Origin of the sequence: Corynebacterium sp. (assembly GCF_030530965.1) — a bacterium.
Lineage (GTDB): Bacteria > Actinomycetota > Actinomycetes > Mycobacteriales > Mycobacteriaceae > Corynebacterium.
The window spans coordinates 12,978-35,188 of record NZ_JAUMTY010000016.1; the positions used below are offsets into that span (position 1 = coordinate 12,978).

A 22,211-nucleotide genomic window follows, 5' to 3' on the forward strand; every position below is an offset into this window, starting at 1 on the left:
TTCCCGAACGCTATTGTTGGGATAGTATCGGGCTGTCCGATGATCGTATTTTTCTTCCTGTCCACTCGCGTCCCCGTGTCGCGTCCGTTTTTGCTGTGAGGCTTTGTATGGCGCACCCGCCCCGTATTGTTCGTTCGTCTTTGCTTCCGGATTTCCCGTGGGATTCCCTCGCGGATGCTCGCGCGAAGGCCGAATCTCACCCGGATGGGTTCATCAACTTGTCGATGGGAACACCCGTCGATCCGGTGTCTCCTGCTGCTCAGCTGGGCCTGGCAGAAAATTCTGGGGCCCCCGGCTATCCGCAAACTGTCGGCACGCAGGAGTTGAGGCAGACCATTGTCGACGCGATGACTCGTCGCTACGGCATCATCCCGCTTGACCCTGAGCGGCAGGTTTTGCCGGTGATCGGGACGAAGGAAGCGATTGCGTGGCTGCCATATCTTTTGGGGTTGGGTGAAGGGCACACCGTCGTGATCCCGGAGCTCGCCTACCCGACGTACGAGGTCGGTGCCTTGTTGGCGGGGGCGTCGATTGTCCGGGCGGATTCCACATTCCAGCTTGGCCCGCAGGCGCCGACGCTGATGTACATCAATTCGCCCTCAAACCCGACGGGCAAAGTTCTGGGCCTTGAGCACCTACGGAAAGTTGTGTCCTGGGCTCGGGACCGTGACGTCATCGTCGTCTCGGATGAGTGTTACTTGGGCCTGGGTTGGACGACGAATGCCAACGGTGTTCGTGGTGAACGGCCCACGCAGCCGGTGTCCCTCCTTCACCCCGATGTGTGCGATGGGGATACCACCAACCTGATCGCGGTTCATTCGCTATCGAAGACGTCGAACATGGCGTCGTATCGCTCTGGTTGGTTGGCGGGCGACGAGAAGCTCATCCACGAGCTGCTGGCCGTTCGCAAGCACGCGGGTTTCATGGTTCCTCAACCGATTCAGGCTGCCACTGTTGCCGCTTTGAAGGATGACGGCTTTGAGCAGCTTCAGCGGGAGATTTACCGGAATCGTCGTGAGATCCTCGCCGCGGCTCTTCGCGACGCTGGCTTTACTATCGACAATTCCGAAGCTGGCCTGTACTTGTGGTCCACTCGCGACGAGCCATGCCGAGACACCGTCGATTGGTTTGCAGAGCGCGGAATCCTCGTGGCCCCGGGCGAATTCTACGGCCCGAAAGGTGTGAAGCACGTCCGCGTTGCGTTGACGGGCACCGATGATCAGATCACCGCTGCAGCGCAGCGGATCGCGGGGTAGAGGTTAGGTCACCAGCGCCCTGACCGGTCCCTCCACACCCGCAGGCCGAGCCCCACGACCAAGCTGATCATCACGATCGCAGCGATAATTTTTACCGCGGTGTAGGGGACGAAGGCGCACGCCACGCACACCACCAGCACAACAATCAGACTGGTTGTTTGTGCCCGGTCTAATTCAGTGGGGCGTGGGGGCTTGGTTTGCTTCGCCATGTCTTTCAAAAACCTTTATGGCTTAATTCGCGTGAAGGTCGTCGTTCAGCGTCACCGTGGAGGACTGCCATGCAACGGCTTCGACGGATCCGGACAGCGAATTGCGGCGGAACAAGATGTTGTTCGCACCGGAGAGCTGAGCGGCCTTAATCGGTGAGCTGTCCTTCAGCCCCATCGCGTCCGCAACAGGACCGCGCGCAACGACCTTGGTGCCGTAGGTGATGTACAGCCCGGCTTCAACAACGCAGTCATTACCGAGGGAAATCCCGACACCGGAGTTAGCGCCCAGGAGGCAGCGCTGTCCAATAGAGATGACCTCTTTTCCGCCGCCGGACAGCGTCCCCATGATGGAGGCTCCACCACCGATATCGGTGCCGTCATCAACGACGACGCCGCCGGAAATGCGTCCCTCCACCATGGAGTGCCCGAGTGTGCCGGCGTTGAAGTTGACGAAGCCCTCGTGCATGACCGTGGTGCCGGGCGCTAAGTGTGCCCCCAGGCGGACACGGTCAGCGTCGCCAATTCGGACACCACTGGGCATGACGTAATCCACCATGCGCGGGAATTTATCCACGGAGAACACGGTGACGGGGCCGCGGGTCGATAGTCGCGCGCGCGTCGATTCGAAGTTTTCGGTGGAGCAGGGGCCGTAATTCGTCCACACGACGTTGGTCAGTTTGCCGAAGATGCCCTCCACGTTCACGGTGTGGGGCCGTGCGATGCGGTGAGACAAAAGGTGAAGGCGCAGGTAGGCGTCGTAAGCATCGGTGGGCGGGGTGGAGAGGTCTTTAATCTGAGTACGGATCGCGACACGGCGCACGTGGCGATCTTCATCGCTGTGCGCCGCCGCAGCGAGTTCCTCGGGGGCGTCGCAACCGAGCTCAGTGGTGGTGGTTTCGCTGATGTCGTCGCTGAGAGACGGGGACGGGAACCACGAATCCAACACGATTCCGTCGTCGGTGATGGTGGCAAGACCATCGGCAATGGCACCTGTAGTTAAAAATGAAGTCATAGGGGCCACAATACCCAAGCGTTGCGACACACGACGCCCAGGTGCGCAGTGGCCCCGCTGTAGCGCCTACTTTGCGGGAACCGCCGATGCATTCCGACGACGGGCGACGGCCGACAAGGCAACCAGTGCGGCGAAGAAGACGCCAACCGCGATGACTTGTGGGCGCGCTGAGTTGTCGAAAAGCATGAGAATAGTCAACGCCAGCAGACCAATCAGCGCGACATAACTCATGTACGGATATCCCCACATTTTCACGGGGAGTGTGCCTTCTGCTTCCATTTCGGGCCGTAGCTTGATCTCTGAGGCGGCGATCATGAACCAGAGCACCAAGAGCGAACCGCCGACGATGTTGAAGAACAACTCGATGAGGTTCGCCGGCCCCCAGACCTGAAGCGCCACGGATAAGTAAGCCAGCGCCATGGAGAGGCACACCGCGCGCGTGGGGACGCCCTCGTGGTTCGTCTTGGTGAAGAATTTCAGGCCGTCGCCCTCTTTGGACATGGCGTAAATCACGCGGGAGGTAGCGTAAATCTGCGCGTTAAAAGCCGAGAGCAGCGCCAACGTGATGATTATCTCCATGAACCCAACGACACCAGGGATGTCGGCTTGGGCGAGGACGCGAGTGAAGGGAGAATCGGCAGCACCTTCAGCCTGGCCCAAGGTCGAATAGGGAAGCAGGAAGATAATGACCAGCACAGATCCCAGGTAGAACACCGAGATACGCAAAATAACCGAGCGCACAGCGGTCGCGATGGCACGGCTGGGGTTCTCAGACTCAGCAGCCGCGATGGTCACAATCTCAATTCCACCGAAAGCGAAGGCGACGGCGAGCAGACCTGCAGCGATCCCGCCCACTCCGTTCGGGGCGAAGCCGGATTCCCTTACATGCTCAAATCCGACCATGGGGTGCCCGGGGAGAAGCCCGAAGATCAGAAGAACGCCGACGACCAGGAAAAAGACGATAACCGCGACTTTGATAAACGCGAACCAGTATTCGAATTCACCGAAGCCACGGACTTTAGCCATGTTGATGAAGGTGAAGATGATGACGCAGACAAGCGCTGGAATCCAGCCGTCGACACCGAACCAATTACCAATAAACGCACCGGCACCGGTGATTTCCGCACCCATGACCATGACCAGCATGAACCAGTACAACCAGCCGGTCGAAAAACCGGCCCATTGACCGAAAGCCTGTCGGGAATATGCAGAGAATGTTCCTGTATTGGGGCGGGCGGCACCGAGTTCACCCAGCATCCGCATCACCAGAACAACAAGGAATCCGGCAACAATATAGGAAATCAAGACTGCCGGTCCCGCGGCTTTAATGCCGACGCCTGTTCCAAGGAAGAGCCCTGCGCCGATGGCAGATCCCAACCCCATCATCGTGAGGTGCCGAACTTTCAACCCATGTCCCAGTTGCGAGGTGGAATCGGAAGATTCATCGCCCTGTGAAGCATTGTTCGTCATGAAGTGCCCTTTGGTATTGGGGGAGCAGTGAGCTACGCGCCCATGCTGATACATCTATTCGATCTGTTCAGAATAGCCGGTTCGTTACTCAGGGGTGACCACGGCGTCGGTCAAGCATGGGAATCCCGCACGAATACATCGCGCATGCGCGTGTCCGCCCCGGCGGTTAGTCTGGTGGCGTGATTGACCTGACTCAGCACCCTATTGATCTCACCAGGGCACTCGTTGACATTGAGAGTGTCTCTAAGAATGAAAAAAATATTGCCGACGCCGTCGAGGCAGCGCTCCGAGCCGTCGCTGCGTCCTCCGACGAGGCGAATGGCATAACGGTTGAGCGTTTTAATAACACCGTGATGGCCAAAACCAACCGAGGTTTGCCCTCACGCGCGGTGTTGGCAGGCCACCTGGACACTGTGCCCATTGCCGACAACGTTCCCTCCACGCGGGGCACGGACAAGGACGGCCGCGACACACTCTTCGGCTGCGGGACCGTCGACATGAAGTCGGGCGATGCGGTGTTCCTCCACGCCTTTGCCCAATTGGCCGAGTCACCAGACCTGGCCCGCGACATGACGATCATCATGTATGAGGCGGAGGAAATCGCGGCCACAGAAAACGGGCTGAGGAAATTAGCCGAGCATTCCCCCGAGTGGTTGCAGGGCGATATTGCCATCTTGGGCGAGCCCTCGGGTGCCGTGATCGAGGCGGGATGCCAAGGCAGTGTCCGCGTAAAAGTGACCGCCTTGGGTGAGCGCGCCCACTCGGCCCGATCGTGGCTGGGGGACAATGCCATGCACAAACTAGCCCCAGTCATCGCGCGCGCTGCCGCCCATGATGGGGACAAAATCGTCGAGATCGACGGCTTGGAGTACCACGAAGGGTTCAACATCGTGATGTGCGAATCGGGAGTGGCCACGAACACGATTCCCGACGAGGCATGGATGTTCGTGAACTACCGTTTCGCGCCGGGAAAGTCGACACAGCAAGCGTTGGATGAGACCTTCGCGATTATCGGCGTCGGCACTCCTGGTAATCCGGAGCCTGGTTTTCGCCTCGATATCGACGATGAATCCCCCGGTGCGCTGCCGGGCTTGCACCATGCCGCAGCGGCTGAGCTCATTGACGTGACCGGTGGGAATGTTCGCGCCAAATACGGGTGGACGGATGTTGCCCGCTTTGCTGCGATGGGGATTCCCGCGGTCAATTTTGGCCCGGGTGATCCGGCCTTTGCCCATAAAAAAGATGAGCAGTGCCCGGTAGAGATGATTACCGACGTATCAGACCAGATCATGGCTTATCTGACGAGTAAGTGACGGGAAGGACAGCACTATGGGGCGGAAGACATCCCGCATGATGGGCGGGAAGGACGACGATCGAGGCCATCTGCGGTTCCGTGGCCCAGTGGTGTTTCGCGATCGCGGCGGTAAAGCGCATGACCACACGCACGCACGATCCACCACCGACCAGCGCCTTTTGGACGTTCAGAAGGATGCGGACTGGCTGCACACCGATCCGTGGCGGGTCCTGCGCATTCAAAGTGAGTTCGTCGAAGGTTTCGGCGCTCTTGCCGAGATTCCCCGCGCGGTCACCGTATTTGGTTCGGCGCGTGCTGAAGTAGATTCGCCATACTATAAAAAGGGCGTCGAGGTCGGTCGCGCACTGCATGAAGCCGGCTACGGTGTCATCACCGGTGGTGGCCCGGGGCTGATGGAAGCCGCGAATCGTGGTTGCGCGGAGGCTGGCGGATTGTCCATCGGGTTGGGTATTGAGCTACCTCATGAGCAGAACTTGAATGCCTGGGTCAATCTTGGTTTGAACTTCCGCTACTTCTTCGTCCGCAAGACAATGTTCCTGAAATATTCCCAGGCATTCGTGTGCCTCCCGGGTGGTTTCGGGACGATGGACGAGCTTTTCGAAGCCCTGGTTCTGGTCCAAACCGGGAAGGTGACTCGATACCCCATTGTGCTGATCGGGACCGAGTTCTGGTCGGGCTTGGTGGACTGGATTCGGGATCGTCTGATTAGTGAAAAGATGGTGTCGCCCGAAGACCCGGATCTCTTCCTCGTGACGGACGACGTCGAGGAGGCCGTCGGCTACATTACGACGAAGCACGAAGGCTTTGTGGAGGAATTGGGGCGGCGGTTAGAGGAAAACAGTCTTTCCCATTCGCAGCGGGCTGGAATTTTGCGCAGTGTAGGAAAGCTTGCTGAGGACGGTGATGCGTCTGGTGAGGGCCCTTCCAGCGGCGATGCGTCTGACCATGATCCCTCTGATGGTGGCTCCTCTCGTGACACATAATCATCACGGGGCAGAGTCCCGTCGCGGGGAGTCGGATTTCGCCACCACTCAAGGGGACAATGTGTCGTCAGGCCCTGGAGACCGCCCCCGCAGTTTTTATCAATCCAGCGTTTTACCGGCGATGATGGCGATCGTTAACCGCACTCCGGACTCGTTCTATGACAAGGGAGCAACGTTTACCGACGATGCCGCCCTAGCGCGGGTGAGAAGTTGCGTCGACGCCGGCGCGGAGATCATTGACATCGGTGGCGTCAAAGCGGGCCGGGGTGATCCTGTCTCGATCGCTGAGGAGATCGATAGGGTAGTGCCCTTCGTTTCGGCTGTGCGTGAGGAGTTCCCGACGGTTCACATCAGTGTTGATACCTATCGTGCCCCGGTCGGGGAGGCCGCGATTACCGCTGGTGCAGACCTGATTAACGATACGTGGGCGGGGGCAGACCCCGAGCTCGTCGAAGTCGCTGGCCATTATCACCGGGGTTATGTGTGCTCGCACACGGGAGGGATGGAGCCGCGCACGTTGCCACGCCGTGTTCATTATGACGACCTAGTCGGGGACGTTATTCGCTCCACGACACAGCGCGCAGAACATGCGGTGAACTGCGGCGTTCCCGAGGATAAAGTCCTCATCGACCCGACCCACGACTTCGGGAAGAACACTTTTCATAGTTTGGCGTTGGTGCGTCATGCTCGCGATCTCGTGTCGACGGGGTGGCCGGTGCTCATGGCCCTATCGAATAAGGACTTCGTGGGAGAAACTGTCGGGCGTCCGGTGGATCAGCGATTGGCAGGCACTCTGGCGGCAACTGCCCTGGCAGCAGCGCAGGGTGTGTCTGTATTTCGTGTCCACGAGGTGGCCGAAAACCTCGATGCGTGCCGCATGGCATTGGCAGTGCAGGGCATTATTCCTCCGTATGCGACGACTCGCGGTGTGGAGTGAGAACATATCCAACGCCCGGCAATCAGTAGACTATGCACGTGCTGTATTGGATTGTGACCCTCATTGTCCTCATCGTTGTCTCTGCCGGTTTGTGGTGGGTGTTCTCCTCCTTGTTCGGCCGGGGAGAAGAATTAGGCCCCGCCGAACGCCCTGATGAGCGGAAAGACTTGGAGCCTGGCGCCACCGTTGGTCCCGATGAATTGTCGACGATGCGTTTTTCCTTGTCCTTCCGCGGTTATTCCCCGCGCGAAGTTGATATGGCGCTGCAACGCGCCAAGGAACACATGATCGAGCTGGAGCACGACCGCGATCGTTATCGACGTCGCGCTGATGACGCAGAAGAACAGTTGAAGGCGTCGGGTGCGGGCACGGCGTCTAGGTCTAGCAACGACGCGGGCGCTGCCGAGGGCACAGCGAACACAGGAAGTGCACCTGTGGAGCTCCAACCGGACGAGGCTCAGTCCACGAATGGGGCAGCCGCAGCTGCAGAGCGTGGAGAGGTGTCACACTCTGGGGACGCACACGTCGACGACCGTCACCAACACTCTGCGCATTCGCACTCCGCTCACCAGCACTCGACTCACTCCAACTCCGCGAAGACGAACCGTGCGCAGGGCAAGCGGAAGAAAAAGCGCAAGAAATCGAAGCGTCGGTAATAACGTCGCTAATAGCGTCGGAAGTGGCATCGGGGGAGGCAGGAGCACGGCTTCAGAGGCCCGGATTGGCGGTTGTCGCAACGCTTTCGGGAAAACAGGGCTACTCTGGAGTTATCAAGCTTTTTATAGTGAAGGGATTTCGCCCATGGCAGCAATGAAGCCCCGGACCGGTGATGGCCCGATGGAAGCAGTTGAAGAAGGACGCAAGATTGTGATGCGTATTCCAACTGACGGTGGCGGCCGTTTGGTCGTCGAACTTAACCACGAGGAAGCCGGTGAGCTTGCCTCGGTATTATCAGAAGCTGCTGGTTAGGCACAGTAATCGCCCGATGTCGGGTGCGCTGGCTAGAGTAGAGTCCACACGTTATCGATTGAAGATGAGGTAGACCTTGCTCTCCGACGTTCTTGATGTTTTATCTGACCCCATCGACGGCTCTTCGCTCCACGATGGCGGTAATTTAGCCACTCTTGTCTCTGATACAGGCCATAGTTACGACGTTGCCCGCCAGGGGTATGTGTCCCTTGTGGGTGGCCGCGGCCTGAGATACAAGGGCGACGATGCCTCGATGATTCAGGCCCGCGAAAAATTTCTTGCCAGTGGCCATTTTGGTCCATTCGTTGAGGCCGTGACGGGGAATGTGCAGGATGTTCTCGACGATGCGGGGGTTGGCGATCACGAGCATCCCGTCGTCATGGAAGTGGGCGCGGGGACCGGCTATTACTTAGCTCATACACTCGACGCCGTTCCGGGTTCGCGCGGAATTGGAATTGACGTTTCCGTTCCTGCTGCTAAGCGCATCGCTGGATGTCACCCTCGAGCGGGAGCTGTTATTGCTGATGCGTGGTCCAGGCTTCCTGTCAAAGATAAGTCGATCGACACGATTACCGTCGTTTTCGCGCCGCGTAACGCGGAAGAATTCGCGCGAGTTCTTACCGACGAAGGACAAGTTGTTGTTTTGACAGCTGCGCCCGGTTATTTAGCTGAGCTTCGCGAGCCCCTTGGAATTATTGACGTTGAAAAGAACAAAGTTCACCGAATGATTCAGCAGGCGTCGGGGCACCTTACCCCTGATGGCGAGCCTGAAGAGGTTGAATTCGAGATGAATCTGGGCCGTGATGCTATTGAAGCTCAGGTGGGGATGAGTCCGTCTGCTCGGCACATTCGTCCGGAGGATTTAAAGGAGAGAATTGCGACCTTGCCGGACTCGATGACGGTGACTGCGCGTGCCACGGTGACGAGGTTAAAAAAGAACCATAGGTAGGTCCCCTTAACGGTCTTTGTGTGCTATGGTTAATTTCATTCAGGGGGGATACTCCGAAAGTACTGCCTGTAGCTGACACGTACTCGTGGAGTTCCTGGCTTTACAACAGGGCTCACGCACGGGTTCGTAAGAATATGTTGGGGGAGTCCGTTCTTAACCACAAAAAATTGGTTGCAGGTGTTAACAAAAAAGCTGCAAAAGCGAATTAATAAGTGAGGTTCCTCTAACCAAGGAACACGTACTATCGCACCTTCACTGATTCATGTGGTTGCTAGGTGGTCGCTTGATCGCGTCATCATGGCCCGCTGGGAGTCTCGCTGAACTCACTGACCATATCGAATCATGGAGGAACTTACTGACATGAAGTCTGTCACCGTTACTGCGCCACAATTTAATGGTCCTCGACATCAGATGTCCGATGACCCCTCAGTCGATGCAGCGGAAACTGCCGTTGTGGGGTACCCATTGAAGGACCCACGTGGTGCGGATGACGGGAAGTCTCTCAGTAAAGAAGCGATCAGTACGGCACTAGCACGTGGTACAACCGGGTGCGATGCGTCCTTTGGCGCAGCCGCCGGAAATGCCGCGTTGGACAGTAGCGTTTTGAGCACTATCGCGGAGAGTACAACCCTAACGATGAATCCTGACAATAGTAATTCTCATGAGACGTCGGTCGCAGGAGTCAACGGACGCGCGGATTTGCGCCGTGGCACAGCTTCTGACGGCTTCGACGGACCCATCGGCCACGGCACGGTGAACTCATCAGTTGGATCGAGCATTTACGAACCAGGTTCGGCTGTTCCGTCCGACGCCTTGGAAACTCCTGCTTTCGCGGCAGAAGTTGCGATGATGTGTTCACGCGTCATTCGGACCGCACTGTATCGGGCGGGAATGGCCCCCTCGTCTGCTACGTGGAGAGTGGTTCGTTTCATTCAGAACAATGGCCCGGTCAGAATTTCCGACGTTGCCCGCCGCGAGCGGTCGACGATGGCGACTGTGTCCACACTGGTCAACCGCCTGGTCAAGCAGGGTCTGGTCAATAAGGAAAAAGATACTTCCGACGCACGCCAGTCGCTTCTGACGGTGACGCCTAAGGGGCGCAACTTGTGCAATGAGTGGCAGGATCGCTTGGGTGAAGCGGTGGCGGAAGATTTCGCGTCGCTGTCGCTTGACGAACTGACAGTCCTGGCTGAAGCGCTCCCCGTGATGCGCAAGCTCGTCAGCGAAGGCGAGCGCTAATCCTAGCGTGAGCGCCCGGGCCCTTGCCTAGGGCCCGCCCCCAGGCACCGGCCGTACGTGGTGTTGTCCCACGTCGCGCAGGTCCGTCCACGTGGTGTAGTTCGGGGGATCCTACATCAATGACCGGTACACATCGAGCGTCTGCTGTGCGATCGTTGACCAGCTAAATGTCGTGACGGCCCTCTCACGCCCGGCTTTCGCCATTCGGCCTGCAAGGTCAGGGTCGCCGGCGATGCGATTGACAGCACTGGCCAGCCCTTCTTCGAATGCGCCGATATCGTCGGCATCGTAGTGGACCAGTTCACCGGTCTCACCGTCATTGACAACCTCAGGGATACCTCCCACATCAGAGGCGACAACGGCGGTATCGCACGCCATGGCCTCCAGGTTCACGATGCCCAGGGGCTCATAAATGGACGGGCACACGAAAACCGAGGCGGCGCTGAGGATCTCCTGCAGCGAGTCATGGGGGAGCATGTCACGCACCCAGAACACACCGTCGCGAGTGGACTTCAACTCCTCGACCAGGTTGGCGATCTCAGCCTCAATTTCCGGAGTATCCGGTGCACCCGCGCACAACACGAGCTGAATGTCCTCGTCGAAGTTGTGCGCGGCCTTCACCAAGTGGGCCACACCCTTTTGCCGTGTGATTCGCCCCACGAAAGCGACGATGGGCTTATCTTCAGCAACGCCCAGCTCAGCCAAGATGGAGTGCTCCGCCTCGGCGAACGTCGGGCGCGGACGCCACAACTTCGTATCAATGCCGTTGAGAACAACGTGAATACGGTCCGGATCGATACGCGGATACGCATCCAGGATGGCGTCCTTCATCTTCCGAGAGACCGCGATCAGCCCATCAGCGTTTTCCATCGCGTTTTTCTCTGACCACGATGACACGTCATACCCGCCGCCCAGCTGCTCACGCTTCCACGGCCGGTGCGGCTCAAGGGAGTGAGCCGTCGCTACGTGGGGAATACCCTTGAGCAGCCCGGTCAGATGCCCACCAAGCCCCGCGTACCACGTGTGTGAATGGACAACATCAATATCTGATGCTGACGCCAGATTCGCCATCCGTAGCCCCGTCGACAAGGTTTTGAGGGCAGGGTTAGCGTCGGCAAGAGCATCGTCGGAATTGGACACGTACACATTGGCTTCGTCACGAGGCTCACCCATGCAGTGAACATCGACATCGCACAGCTCGCGCAAATGCCGGGTGAGCTCAGCCACGTGGACACCGGCGCCACCGTAGATTTCCGGGGGATATTCTCGAGTCATCATCGCTACGCGCATGACTGTGAGCCTAGTCGGTCGGGGTGACACACTGCCCGCCGGCAAAGGCAACGGGGGAGAGAACAGGGGTACTTGTCCAGCATAAATAGCGAGGACTGAATAAATTAGTACCCATGAGGAGCCAACCACACGTCCTATCCATTGTCCTCGCGGGCGGCGAAGGGAAGCGACTCTTCCCCTTCACGGCCGACCGTGCCAAGCCAGCTGTTCCTTTTGGGGGTTCATATCGTTTAATTGACTTTGTCTTATCGAACCTGGTCAACGCCGGGTACATGAAGGTTTGCGTCTTAACCCAATACAAATCTCACTCACTTGACCGGCACATTTCGCAATCATGGCAACTCTCCGGATTAGCAGGTGAATACATCACCCCAGTGCCCGCCCAGCAGAGGCTCGGGAAACGGTGGTTCACAGGTTCAGCAGATGCCATTTTGCAATCGCTCAACCTCATTTACGACGAAGATCCTGAATACATCATCGTGTTCGGCGCGGACCATGTGTACCGCATGGACCCCGAGCAGATGGTGAAGGAGCACATCGAGTCGGGAGCTGCGTGCTCCGTCGCCGGAATTCGTGTGCCACGCAAAGAAGCAACCGCATTCGGCTGCATTCAAGCCGATGACGACGGCACGATTACCGAGTTCCTGGAGAAGCCAGCCGATCCGCCGGCTACCCCAGATGACCCCGACGTGACCTTCGCCTCCATGGGCAACTATGTCTTCACAACCCAGGCGTTAATCGATGCGCTGAAAGAGGATTCTGAAGACGAAAACTCGGCGCACGACATGGGCGGCAACATCATCCCGTATTTCGTGAACCGGGGCGAGGCGCACGTTCACGACTTCTCCCGCAATGTCGTGCCCGGGGAAACGGATCGTGACCACGGCTATTGGCGCGACGTCGGTACTGTCGACGCTTTCTATGAAGCCCATATGGACCTCATCAGCGTGTACCCCGTCTTCAACCTGTACAACCGCAAGTGGCCGATCCACACGTCTGATGACAGCAACTTGCCGCCGGCGAAATTCGTCAAAGGCGGAATTGCGCAGTCCTCCATTGTGGCTGCAGGGTGCATTATTTCCGCTGGCACCGTGCGTAATTCAGTTCTTGGGCCAGGCGTTGTTGTCGAAGAAGGCGCCAGCGTCGAGGGCTGTGTCCTGATGGATGGCGTGCGGATCGGCAAAGGCGCTGTGGTTCGTCACGCCATTTTGGACAAGAATGTCCGCGTCGGAGATAATGCGCTCATTGGCGTGGATCGGGCTCGCGATTCTGAACGGTTCACACTGTCCCAGGGCGGTGTCGTGTGTGTCCCGAAGAATTACGAACTCCACGGCGCTGACGAGGATTAATAGCCGACGCTAGCTTGCCGGTGCGTCTTCGTTCCGCGAGATCAGGACCATCCCGGCGCCCAGCGGTAGCCGGGAGAGGTAGATGTCCTCGCGCTCGCGGAGCGATTCGTCGAGGCGACGGGCCGCCGCGGTATCGCGATCTTTTCGTGCCGGATTCGCGATGGTGCCGTCGAGAAGAATATCCGCGAGGATAATCAGCCCGCCCGGTTCGAGCAGCTCGAGGGCCTCGTCGACGAGTGTTGATGCGTCGGCGGGGGCAATTTCTGCGTAGATCAGGCTGTATGAGCGCGCTGCCAGCCGGGTCATGACCTCGAGCGGGCGCGAGGGGAGAAAACGGTATTGGTTGGAGCGAATGTTGGCCGCCGTGAATGCCTGGCGGGCCACACGCTGGTGGATCGCTTCCGTGTCAATGCAGGTCACATGACCGTTCGGGCCCATTCCCGCGAGGATGGCCAAGCCTGAGACGCACGCGGAGGGGGAGACAACAACTGCCGACTTATCCCTGCAGTACGAGGAGCTAATCGTTGTTAAAAACGACGCCGTGAGTTCGTCGGGAGCGGTGAGGCCGAGCTCGTCGGCGGCATCGCGCGCAAAGCCCATCGCGTCGGACTCGTCGGTGGTGGCGTTAATAAAATCAGTCATCAGGTCAAGAGCAGAATCGGTCACGGTTATTCATGCTAGTGATAGAGACGGAGTAAAGGGGGTGGCTCGCCCATAACTGCGACAATGAAGCAGACATTCGTGGCTTTTACTGCGGGAATGGTTTACAATTCCCCTCGTGACATGCCCTCGCGGGTTCGTGATTTCAGTGGTTTCACCTTCACAGGAATTTCCCAGGCGGAATTCATGCTTCGGAAACGAATGCATGTGACAGTTAAATCATGACACTGGCGTCAGGCGCTTTTCACCGTTCCGAACGGAATACACGCACTCGCACGACCTCAGCTTCCACAATCGACCCACACAAAGGCGATGATGTAATGGCTAACCACCCTGCGGGGAGCGAACCTCGCACTGGTACCGCAGCATTCGATGCTGGATCAGGGGAAATGCCGAGCTGGAGTGAGCTTGTTTCGGAGCATGCGGATGGAGTGTACCGCCTCGCCCTTCGTCTGAGTGGTAATACGCACGACGCGGAAGATCTGACCCAGGAAACGTTTATGAGGGTTTTCCGGTCGCTCAAACGGTACAAGCCCGGAACTTTTGAGGGTTGGCTCCACCGGATCACGACTAATTTGTTCCTGGACATGGTGCGTCGACGTCAGACAATCCGAATGGAAGCGCTGCCTGAGAATTATGACGCAGTGCCGGGGACTCGGAATGATCCCGAGCAGTCCTATATCGACGCCAATATTGATCCGGAATTGCAAAAAGCCCTGGATTCGTTGCCGACCGATTACCGCGTTGCTGTCGTCTTGTGTGATGTTGTCGGCATGAGCTACGACGAAATTGCAGACACCTTAGGGATCAAAATGGGCACCGTGCGTAGCCGCATCCACCGTGGTCGCGCCCAGTTGAGGAAGAGTTTGCAGTCATCCGAGGGCATTTTGCACTACGTTGGGTAGAAAGAGATGATCGACGCACCCATCGTCGGAACATAGCCTGACGGTGTCAGTGCTTCGTCGATGATTCGCGTGCTGAGCCTGGCCGGGCGAATTGTAGTGTGCAAGGGGTGATGTCCAATGGGCCGTTCGTCAAAGCCACGACAATTCTCTTCGATTGAGCATCTTTCAGAAGAAGCTGTGGCCGCATTTGTCGACGGCGAAATGCCCCCGCGAGCCCAACGTCGAGTTCTCCGCCACCTCGTGCATTGCGAGGAATGTCGACGCGATGTCAAAGCCCAGCGCGACGCGGCCCAGCGTATGAGGGAAGCAGCTAACGAACCCGTCCATATGTCGACGGAGCTTTTGCACAAGTTGGCCGCGATCCCGACCAACTGTGACCCGCAGAATCCGAGCGGATCACCAGCGAAGACCGAACACCATGGCCAGGGGAAGAAAGCTCAGGCTACCGGTGGTCATAATAATGCCGATTCCGACCGCCCTGATGTCTATGCAGCAGGCGACGAATTGAGCGACCTACGGCACGACAACGCGTTGAGCGCCGCGAAAAGTGCTGCCTTTGGGGTGATGCGCACCGTCGAGAACGGGGCGATGAGCGCCATGGACACGGTCGGTGAGTACGCTGACCAGCTGCGATGCGCATGGAAAGATCGCAGTAACTCACCAAAACGCTAACGCTAGAAGTCTCGCCGTCACTCCGTCGTCCCATTTGCCAAGCTCTGTACAATATCTGACGTGTTCTCAAGTATCGGTTGGATGGAAGTCATCATCATTGTGGTGGTGGGCTTCCTCATCATCGGCCCCGACCGTTTACCAGGCGTTATGAAGGAAATCCGCGCGGTCCGGCTGGCCATTAAAAACGCCGTCGCAGATGCGCGGAAACAAATCGACGGTGAACTAGGCGAGGATCTCCGAGAATTCAGCGAGCCGATCAAAGAATTTAGCGAACCCCTCCGGCAATTCAATTCGTACCGATCAATGGGGGCGAAGGGATTCATTGCCAAAGCTCTCTTCGACGACGACACCACCGACCTTGATGCGACGAAAGACGCCATCGATAAGCCCTTGCAGACCATGAGGACAACCACCCCGCAGCGGGCCATCCAAGACTATTTCGCCGCTGACAAACCTTCTTCGACGAAAAATGCTGACGACGCTACGTCGACGGCGAAGTCGGGCGCGGGGTCCCAAGCATCGAGTGTCTCAGTGGAGAAACAAAGCCAGGGCGGCGAGGGTAGTGACGTAGCCACTTCCCACTCGGATTCCCAGAACCGTGACGGCGGACAGGCACCGGCAACAGGGGAGCCAGGAAAAGAACAATCCACCGACGCTAAGAAGCCGGTGTACGGCTCCTGGAGCGGGTTCGACGAAGTCCTCTAAAAGTGCCCGTTGCACCGCGCTACGGCGTCACTCCAAGGCCCAGCGACTTACCCGCCAAAGACGTCCGACGGTGAGTGAGCTGGTCCGCGATGGCATTCAGCGCCGCACCCGTTTCAGATTCCGGGGAAGAAATGGCGATCGGTTCGCCACCGTCGCCACCTTCGCGCAACGCGGGATCAAGAGGAACCTGCCCCATCAGCGGCACCTTAGTCCCCGTAATCCGGGACAGCCGGTCGGCGACAATTTCTCCGCCGCCTTCGCCGAAGATCTCGTTGTGTGAGCCATCGGGCATCACGAAGTAGCTCATATTTTCGATAACACCGGCGATGCGCTGCTGAGTCTGCTGCGAGATGGACCCCGCCCGCTCAGCGACTTCAGCCGCAGCCATCTGGGGCGTCGTCACAATGAGGAGTTCAGCATTCGGGATGAGCTGGGCGACGGTAATCGCGATGTCACCGGTGCCGGGGGGAAGATCGAGAAGCAGAACGTCAAGATCACCCCAAAAGACGTCGGCAAGGAACTGCTGGATAGCGCGGTGCAGCATCGGGCCGCGCCACACGATTGGGGAGTTGCCCTCAATAAAGTGGCCGATGGAGATCATTTTGATGCCGTGTGCCTGCGGCGGCATGATCATGTCATCCACCTGGTAGGGGCGGTCGTCGGACCCTAACATTCCGGGGATCGAGTGGCCGTAAATATCGGCATCAAGCACCCCGACATTCAGCCCCTTCGCGGCCAGCGCAGTGGCAATATTGACAGTCATCGAGGACTTACCGACGCCACCCTTGCCGGAGGCCACGGCGTACACGCGCGTGTGACAATCAGGCTTACTAAACGGAATCTCCGGCTCGTCGACGCCACCGCGGGCCTTTTTCCGCAACTCGCGGCGCTGCTCGTCGTTCATGACATCCGTGGTGACGGTGACGTTCCCAACACCCTCGATGGCCTCGATCGCTGCGCGAGAATCGTCGACAAGCTTGTTCTTCATGGGGCAACCGGCGATGGTGAGATAAATCTCCGCCGAAACATCAGCGCCGTCGACGGCGACCGATTTCACCATGCCTAAATCGGTGAGCGGCATGCCGATATCGGGGTCTTTGACCTGGGCTAATGCGTCGCGAACAGTGGATTCGGTGATTGTAGATTCAGATGCCATAACGCCACCATCCTACGACGACTCATTGTGTTGGCCGCTAGGGCTGTCCAATCCCGCGCGACGCTCATCATCGCCCATGTATTCCAGGTCTACCGGCGCATCCGCGGCAGCGTCATCCAGACGGCCCTCAATGCGCTGAAGGACTGTGGTGAGGTCCTCGAGCTCGTGCCGCAGGTAGTCGCGGGTCACGGTTTCTCCCAGGGCGATACGAACCCCGGCGAGCTCGCGTGCCAAGAATTCCGTGTCCGCCTTTGTTTGGGCCGCACGGCGGCGGTCTTCGTTCAGCGTGACGCGGTCGCGGTCATCCTGGCGGTTCTGCGCCAACAAAATCAGGGGAGCTGCATAGGCCGCCTGCGTGGAAAAGGCGAGGTTAAGCAGGATGAATGGGTACGGGTCCCAGTTCCACCACATTCCACCGATATTCAGGAGGATCCAGGCCGTCACAATGATGGTCTGCCAGCCTAAATACTTACCGGTTCCGAGGAAACGCGCAACCTTTTCCGCAGCAACACCGACCGCATCACCATCCATCGACAGTAACGAGCGGCGCTTAGCGCGGACCGGAGTGTCCAGGTCAGTTCGAGCAAACGAATCAGCCATATAATAAGCCCCTCTCGTGGGTTAGTTTGAGTGAGAATTCCCTGCCGACGGACCCTGCGGAGTGGATCCCTGTTGGCGGTCGCGTCGCCGCTCACCAGCTTTCTTCACGATGACCGACCCCGCCTTCTGGGCACGAGAACTGCGGCCGGGGGCACCGTGCGCTCCAGCAGCGCGCCCTAACGTGCCAGCCTGGTGGCCCGATGATCCCGCCTCAGGGCGGATTTCCTGCTCACGCCACCCCTCGGGGAGGAGGTGATCCAGCAAGTCGTCCACCGCGACGGCGCCGAGCAGGTGATTGTCCTCATCCAGGACCGGACCACACACCAGGTTATAGGTTGCAAAGTAACGAGCAGCCGTCTCGTGGGTGTCGTCGGCAAAAAGTGGGGGAAGATCCGGATCCAGAATGCTGGAGACCAGGGTCGACGGTGCTTCACGCAGCAACTTCTGGATGTGAACCGTGCCCAAGTACTTACCCGTCGGCGTTGCTTTCGGCGGGCGCACCACGTACACCATCGAGCTCAGCGACGTCGATAAATCAGGGTTGCGCGCATGGGCAAGAGCTTCAGCCACCGTGGCCTGCGGAGTCAAAATGATCGGCTCCGATGTCATCAAACCACCCACGGTCTCTGGGGAGAAACTCATCAGTCGGCGGACAGGCTCCGATTCCTCCGGATCCATCAATTCAAGGAGGACATCGGCCTTATCATCAGGCATCTCGCCCAGGAGGTCCGCGGCGTCATCGGGATCCATCTCTTCCAACACGTCGGCGGCACGCTCGATGTCGAACGTTTCCAGGACGCCCATTTGCTCGTCCTCAGGAAGCTCCTGGAGGATGTCGGCCAGGCGGGCATCTTCCAGCTCAGAGGCCACATTATTCCGTGTGGTGCTGGGAAGGTCATGCAGGATTTGAGCAATGTCGGCGGGGCGCATGTCGTCGAATTCCGCAAGGATTTCCGCCGTTGCATCAGCAGGACCCGCACCGGAGACGGATAAACCATGAACATGGTTCCACTCCACCACCGACAGGGGTGGCCGACGGCCGAACCGGTTGCGTTCCTTAGACACCGCCACGCGGCTGATAATCCAGTCACGGGTACGCGACTTCTCGATCTCCACGTCCGCGATATCCACCGGGCGACCATGTAAATCCTCATGCTCAGGATCGTCAATGTGGATCTTGGAGCCCACTAACTCGGACATGACGCGCAATTCACCGGCGCGAGATTGGTACGGCCGAAGGTTGACAGAACCTGAAACAAGGGTGATTTCCCGCGGATCGATCGACGCGACGCGAAGCATAGGGACGAAGATCTGTCTGTTTTGCGCAGCAACTTGAACAACTAGGCCAATCGTGCGGGAAGCCATGCCACGGGGCCGGATGGTGACGACGATATCGCGGACGCGACCAATCGATTCACCATCGGGGCCAAGGACAACCATTCCCGCTAGGCGACCAGCAAAAACTCGATTCACGGCACTCACGTCCGACAGTGTACTGGGTGTTTACCTCATAGCCGTATTTCAGTAGGCTAAGGGCATGACTACACCCTCTGCCTCAGGTTTCGGTGCCACCTTGGGCGCACAAGGTTCCCAAGGGCTTCCTCAACGCCCCGAAGGATGGCCCATCGGTAGCTTCGAGGATTACGAATCTGCACAACACGCGGTGGATTCTCTCTCTGACGAGGAAGATTTCCCGGTGGATGACATCACCATCGTCGGTGTGAACCTGATGCAGGTTGAACGTGTCACATCACGTTTGTCGTGGGGCAAGGTGCTCTCTGGCGGTGCGATCTCAGGCGCGTGGATGGGTGTTTTCTTCGGCCTCCTCGTCGGACTCTTTACCAACGAGTTTCTTGGCCCGCTCGCTTTGGGTGCGGCCATGGGTGCTCTCTTCGGCCTGATTTCCGTCGCTATTCCGTATGGTGCGATGAAGGGACGCCGAGATTTTGCGTCGACGACGCAGATCGTTGCGGGCCGATACGACGTTCTGAGTAAACCCCGGTCAGCACAGCGTGGCCGCGAAATTTTGTCGCGCAAAAACTGGTCAAGCAGGAAGTAAGACCAGGAAGTAAGTAGCCCTCACAGCCACTTGTTTCGTCGGAAAATCATCCATAAACCGACACACGCGGACAACATGACAATGAGCACAATGAAGTACCCGGCGGCCCAATGCGTCTCCGGCATATTGTCAAAGTTCATGCCGTAAATACCAGCGATCAGTGTCGGCACCGCCGCCATCGCAGCCCACGCCGATATCTTTCTCATATCCGTATTCTGCTGCAACGACACCTTGGCGACGGCGGAATCGAGCAGCGTCGACAGGCGTTCGTCGTAGCTAATGATCCGATCAGCCGCAATGGTGTGGTGATCCAGGATGTCCCCATACAACGACCGAACACTCTTACCCGCGGTCCCTTTGGTCACGGTCAGGGTTTTGAGCACCGCCGTCATAGGGTCGAGAGCGTGCCGCATCTCAAGGTTCTCCCGCTTGAGCATATAAATCGGCTCAATATGCACCGGCGAATCCGGGATAAACACCTGGTCTTCCATGGTGTCAACCTTCTCCTCGAGTTCCTCGGCAATGTGGAGGTAATCGTCGACAAGCCAGTCCAAATGGGCATACGCCACCGACGCAGGCCCCACCGACGTCAACTGAGGCGAACGCTCAAGCCGTTGCCGAACATTGTCGGGAATAGGCACGTCGCCGTGTCGGATAGTGAGGACGAAATCCTTGCCCCGGATGATATGGAGCTCATTGGTCTCGATGAACTCATTCGTACTGTCGACGGGGGACGGGTCGTAATGAACCGTGCGCGCGACGATGAAAACATAATCGCCCAGGATTTCGAGCTTCGGACGCTGGCGGGCTTTGACGATGTCCTCCACGGTCAAGGAATGGAGATGAAATAGTCGCGCAATGGGCTCCATGTGCTCCATGGTGGGAGAGACCAGCGACACCCAGACAAACGCCCGTGGGGTGGGGTCCTCCTCGGAGTGTGAGGTGTGGGGATCGGAAGAATCGTGCTGGTTTTCCTGGTGAACACGGTCCAGAGCCGACGCAATGGTGAAGGGGCCATCGACTTTGCGCCCCTCAACGAAAACCGCGCACCGCGCCACGGGATGGTGCGAGGGCTCTGGGGAATGAGTGGCGTCGGTGGTGTTGATAATCCAGTCCGGCGCGTTCATGACGGCTTCATGTTCCACAGCCCGAACTAGCTCACCGGTGTCGGGGTAGTCATCATTCCGAGGCATAGTTACTTATGCTACCGAGCGCCGGTGAGAAAACCTCACCACCTTGTCGCGTGCGGGGTGTCTCTTGAGGGGCGTGGTGGCCCATGCCGAGCCGTAGGTTGGTTTACCGGCCAGGTTGGCTAAACTCGAGACGATGGTCGGACAGTATGACATTGCGGAAACGCGGCAGTGGTATCAGAAAACTCGGGTCACCCCTCTCGTGTCGTTGATTCGCGGCATAGCCGCAGGGTTGGCGTCGGGAATGGTGCTGGCCACGGTGGTCTTAATCGTGGTCCAGCTGGTGCCGAGCACTGATTGGACAACACATGGGGGACAAATGGTCGTTGCCCATGCTGTGAGCGCGGTCGTGGCCGTTCTCATGGTTCACCGTGCGGACCGCTCGAGGAGCCTTGGGGCGGCTCTTTGGTCGGTGGGGGCGCTGGTCATTATTGCAATTGTTCTGTGGTGGATGTGGTGGTCATAGCATGAAGAAAGTCACCAGAATGACAAAGAGCGTTGCTGCCAGTGTGGTGGCCGCCCTTGCCCTTAGTGGACTGACATCATGCCATGTCACAGCAGATTTTGGCGACGACGGTCACTCAGGGGGTTCGTCAACCGCGGTGTCCACCGTGCAGAAGCTGCCCTACACCGACACCGACCCCGTGCTGATCTCAGCAGCCGTCGGGAAATACGACGACATTACCGCCGCGCTTTATGACCAGGTGTTCGACACCACCAACGCTGGGCGTCCAACGCCGCGAAAAGCCAAAACGCAGCCGTCGGAAGATAATGTGCAGGACGCGATTGAGTCTGTGCGCGCCGGGAAAAATACGCTCGTCCTGGTGTGCGCGGGTGATTTGCTGAACTATCTGGATAAGAATGCGGCCAGCACAATTCTCGACCAGATGAAGAAGAATGTCCGGCAGGGCAAAGCCCCGGGCAATACGATAGGCAAGGTGTGGGAGAAGATCGCGCAATCCCTGCCTTCTGATATCAGCGTGACGGACGCGTCGAATGCGCAGTGCTCCACGGAAACGGAGACGCGGAACGCCAGTAGTGATACTCCCGAGGACGAGGTCACGCTTCCGCAGAACATCGTGCCGGTGTATCTCAAGCCCACGATGAGCACCGAGGACCGACGCACTCTCACGTGGGTGTCAGGCAACCTTGGTTCGACGCGTGACTTGGATAAGCTCTACAAGAAAGCGGAGTCTGCGCCCGCCGACCGTGTGGCGAAGAACTATCTGCAATCACAAGGGTTGGCATTTTCCAAAGAAGACTAGGCGTACTCAGCAGCCGGTAGG

General features: G+C 58.3%; 24 protein-coding genes. 15 read left to right on the forward strand and 9 right to left on the reverse strand.

Features of this window, described 5'->3' with window-relative positions; genetic code table 11:
- Positions 1 to 107 precede the first annotated feature (107 nt).
- Positions 108 to 1,256 (forward strand): succinyldiaminopimelate transaminase, encoded by a 1,149-nt coding sequence (dapC, locus tag Q3981_RS04715; protein ID WP_303124310.1) that lies wholly within the window; start codon positions 108 to 110, stop codon positions 1,254 to 1,256.
- Positions 1,257 to 1,264: 8 nt separating this feature from the next.
- On the opposite strand, the gene Q3981_RS04720 is transcribed toward dapC, so the two are convergent.
- The 3 genes from Q3981_RS04720 to Q3981_RS04730 form a co-directional block, all read right to left on the reverse strand.
- Entirely contained in the window at positions 1,265 to 1,465 is a 201-nt protein-coding gene (locus tag Q3981_RS04720; RefSeq protein WP_012731280.1) for a hypothetical protein, read from the reverse strand.
- A 22-nt stretch (positions 1,466 to 1,487) separates the two neighbouring features.
- On the reverse strand, positions 1,488 to 2,477 hold the full coding sequence (dapD, locus tag Q3981_RS04725; RefSeq protein WP_303124311.1) for a 2,3,4,5-tetrahydropyridine-2,6-dicarboxylate N-succinyltransferase: 990 nt from the start codon (positions 2,475 to 2,477) through the stop codon (positions 1,488 to 1,490).
- 66 nt (positions 2,478 to 2,543) lie between these two features.
- Positions 2,544 to 3,947: an amino acid permease gene (locus Q3981_RS04730; protein ID WP_303124312.1), complete on the reverse strand. Its 1,404-nt coding sequence runs from the start codon at positions 3,945 to 3,947 to the stop codon at positions 2,544 to 2,546.
- A gap of 179 nt (positions 3,948 to 4,126) precedes the next feature.
- Between Q3981_RS04730 and dapE the strand changes: the two genes are divergently transcribed.
- The 7 genes from dapE to Q3981_RS04765 all read left to right on the forward strand — a co-directional run bounded on the left by dapE (position 4,127) and on the right by Q3981_RS04765 (position 10,339).
- Positions 4,127 to 5,260, forward strand: a complete 1,134-nt coding sequence (gene dapE, locus Q3981_RS04735) for a succinyl-diaminopimelate desuccinylase (RefSeq protein ID WP_303124313.1) — start codon at positions 4,127 to 4,129, stop codon at positions 5,258 to 5,260.
- 16 nt (positions 5,261 to 5,276) lie between these two features.
- Positions 5,277 to 6,245, forward strand: coding sequence for a TIGR00730 family Rossman fold protein (locus tag Q3981_RS04740; RefSeq protein WP_303124314.1), 969 nt, complete (start codon positions 5,277 to 5,279; stop codon positions 6,243 to 6,245).
- A 124-nt stretch (positions 6,246 to 6,369) separates the two neighbouring features.
- On the forward strand, positions 6,370 to 7,182 hold the full coding sequence (folP, locus tag Q3981_RS04745; protein ID WP_368410088.1) for a dihydropteroate synthase: 813 nt from the start codon (positions 6,370 to 6,372) through the stop codon (positions 7,180 to 7,182).
- 38 nt (positions 7,183 to 7,220) lie between these two features.
- Positions 7,221 to 7,838: a DivIVA domain-containing protein gene (locus Q3981_RS04750; RefSeq protein ID WP_303124315.1), complete on the forward strand. Its 618-nt coding sequence runs from the start codon at positions 7,221 to 7,223 to the stop codon at positions 7,836 to 7,838.
- A gap of 145 nt (positions 7,839 to 7,983) precedes the next feature.
- Positions 7,984 to 8,151: a DUF3117 domain-containing protein gene (locus Q3981_RS04755; protein ID WP_012731287.1), complete on the forward strand. Its 168-nt coding sequence runs from the start codon at positions 7,984 to 7,986 to the stop codon at positions 8,149 to 8,151.
- A gap of 76 nt (positions 8,152 to 8,227) precedes the next feature.
- Positions 8,228 to 9,100: a methyltransferase domain-containing protein gene (locus Q3981_RS04760; RefSeq protein ID WP_303124316.1), complete on the forward strand. Its 873-nt coding sequence runs from the start codon at positions 8,228 to 8,230 to the stop codon at positions 9,098 to 9,100.
- Positions 9,101 to 9,442: 342 nt separating this feature from the next.
- Positions 9,443 to 10,339 (forward strand): MarR family winged helix-turn-helix transcriptional regulator, encoded by an 897-nt coding sequence (locus Q3981_RS04765; protein WP_303124317.1) that lies wholly within the window; start codon positions 9,443 to 9,445, stop codon positions 10,337 to 10,339.
- A 111-nt stretch (positions 10,340 to 10,450) separates the two neighbouring features.
- Here the strand turns inward: Q3981_RS04765 and glgA are convergent, their stop codons facing one another.
- Positions 10,451 to 11,629 (reverse strand): glycogen synthase, encoded by a 1,179-nt coding sequence (glgA, locus tag Q3981_RS04770; RefSeq protein WP_303124318.1) that lies wholly within the window; start codon positions 11,627 to 11,629, stop codon positions 10,451 to 10,453.
- Between the two features lie 113 nt (positions 11,630 to 11,742).
- Between glgA and glgC the strand changes: the two genes are divergently transcribed.
- Positions 11,743 to 12,978 carry a glucose-1-phosphate adenylyltransferase gene (gene glgC / locus Q3981_RS04775; RefSeq protein WP_012731291.1) on the forward strand — a complete coding sequence of 412 codons (1,236 nt, stop codon included), beginning with the start codon at positions 11,743 to 11,745 and terminating at the stop codon, positions 12,976 to 12,978.
- A 9-nt stretch (positions 12,979 to 12,987) separates the two neighbouring features.
- Here the strand turns inward: glgC and Q3981_RS04780 are convergent, their stop codons facing one another.
- Positions 12,988 to 13,644, reverse strand: a complete 657-nt coding sequence (locus tag Q3981_RS04780; protein WP_303124319.1) for an O-methyltransferase — start codon at positions 13,642 to 13,644, stop codon at positions 12,988 to 12,990.
- Positions 13,645 to 13,859: 215 nt separating this feature from the next.
- Between Q3981_RS04780 and sigE the strand changes: the two genes are divergently transcribed.
- From sigE to Q3981_RS04795, 3 genes are all read left to right on the forward strand, one after another.
- Positions 13,860 to 14,543 (forward strand): RNA polymerase sigma factor SigE, encoded by a 684-nt coding sequence (gene sigE / locus Q3981_RS04785; protein ID WP_303124320.1) that lies wholly within the window; start codon positions 13,860 to 13,862, stop codon positions 14,541 to 14,543.
- Between the two features lie 117 nt (positions 14,544 to 14,660).
- Complete coding sequence (locus Q3981_RS04790) at positions 14,661 to 15,215, forward strand: anti-sigma factor (protein WP_102215035.1); 555 nt, start codon at positions 14,661 to 14,663, stop codon at positions 15,213 to 15,215.
- A 60-nt stretch (positions 15,216 to 15,275) separates the two neighbouring features.
- The gene (locus Q3981_RS04795) at positions 15,276 to 15,920 is read left to right on the forward strand and encodes a twin-arginine translocase TatA/TatE family subunit (protein ID WP_303124321.1); all 645 of its coding nucleotides are present in this window, start codon (positions 15,276 to 15,278) and stop codon (positions 15,918 to 15,920) included.
- A 19-nt stretch (positions 15,921 to 15,939) separates the two neighbouring features.
- Here Q3981_RS04795 and Q3981_RS04800 read toward each other — a convergent pair whose 3' ends face one another.
- From Q3981_RS04800 to Q3981_RS04810, 3 genes are read right to left on the reverse strand one after another with little or no spacing between them, the layout of a single operon-like run.
- The gene (locus Q3981_RS04800; RefSeq protein ID WP_303124322.1) at positions 15,940 to 17,076 is read right to left on the reverse strand and encodes an Mrp/NBP35 family ATP-binding protein; all 1,137 of its coding nucleotides are present in this window, start codon (positions 17,074 to 17,076) and stop codon (positions 15,940 to 15,942) included.
- Between the two features lie 12 nt (positions 17,077 to 17,088).
- Positions 17,089 to 17,676, reverse strand: coding sequence for a DUF1003 domain-containing protein (locus tag Q3981_RS04805; RefSeq protein ID WP_012731297.1), 588 nt, complete (start codon positions 17,674 to 17,676; stop codon positions 17,089 to 17,091).
- Positions 17,677 to 17,697: 21 nt separating this feature from the next.
- Positions 17,698 to 19,158, reverse strand: a complete 1,461-nt coding sequence (locus Q3981_RS04810) for a CBS domain-containing protein (RefSeq protein WP_303124323.1) — start codon at positions 19,156 to 19,158, stop codon at positions 17,698 to 17,700.
- A gap of 55 nt (positions 19,159 to 19,213) precedes the next feature.
- Here Q3981_RS04810 and Q3981_RS04815 point away from each other — a divergent pair, with 55 nt between their 5' ends.
- A complete protein-coding gene (locus Q3981_RS04815; RefSeq protein WP_012731299.1) occupies positions 19,214 to 19,735 on the forward strand; it encodes a general stress protein in 522 nt (173 codons plus the stop codon).
- A gap of 20 nt (positions 19,736 to 19,755) precedes the next feature.
- Here Q3981_RS04815 and corA read toward each other — a convergent pair whose 3' ends face one another.
- Positions 19,756 to 20,928, reverse strand: a complete 1,173-nt coding sequence (gene corA, locus Q3981_RS04820; RefSeq protein ID WP_303124324.1) for a magnesium/cobalt transporter CorA — start codon at positions 20,926 to 20,928, stop codon at positions 19,756 to 19,758.
- Between the two features lie 133 nt (positions 20,929 to 21,061).
- Here corA and Q3981_RS04825 point away from each other — a divergent pair, with 133 nt between their 5' ends.
- Positions 21,062 to 21,391: a hypothetical protein gene (locus Q3981_RS04825; RefSeq protein WP_303124325.1), complete on the forward strand. Its 330-nt coding sequence runs from the start codon at positions 21,062 to 21,064 to the stop codon at positions 21,389 to 21,391.
- Between the two features lie 19 nt (positions 21,392 to 21,410).
- Positions 21,411 to 22,190, forward strand: a complete 780-nt coding sequence (locus tag Q3981_RS04830; protein ID WP_303124326.1) for a hypothetical protein — start codon at positions 21,411 to 21,413, stop codon at positions 22,188 to 22,190.
- Positions 22,191 to 22,211 lie beyond the last annotated feature (21 nt).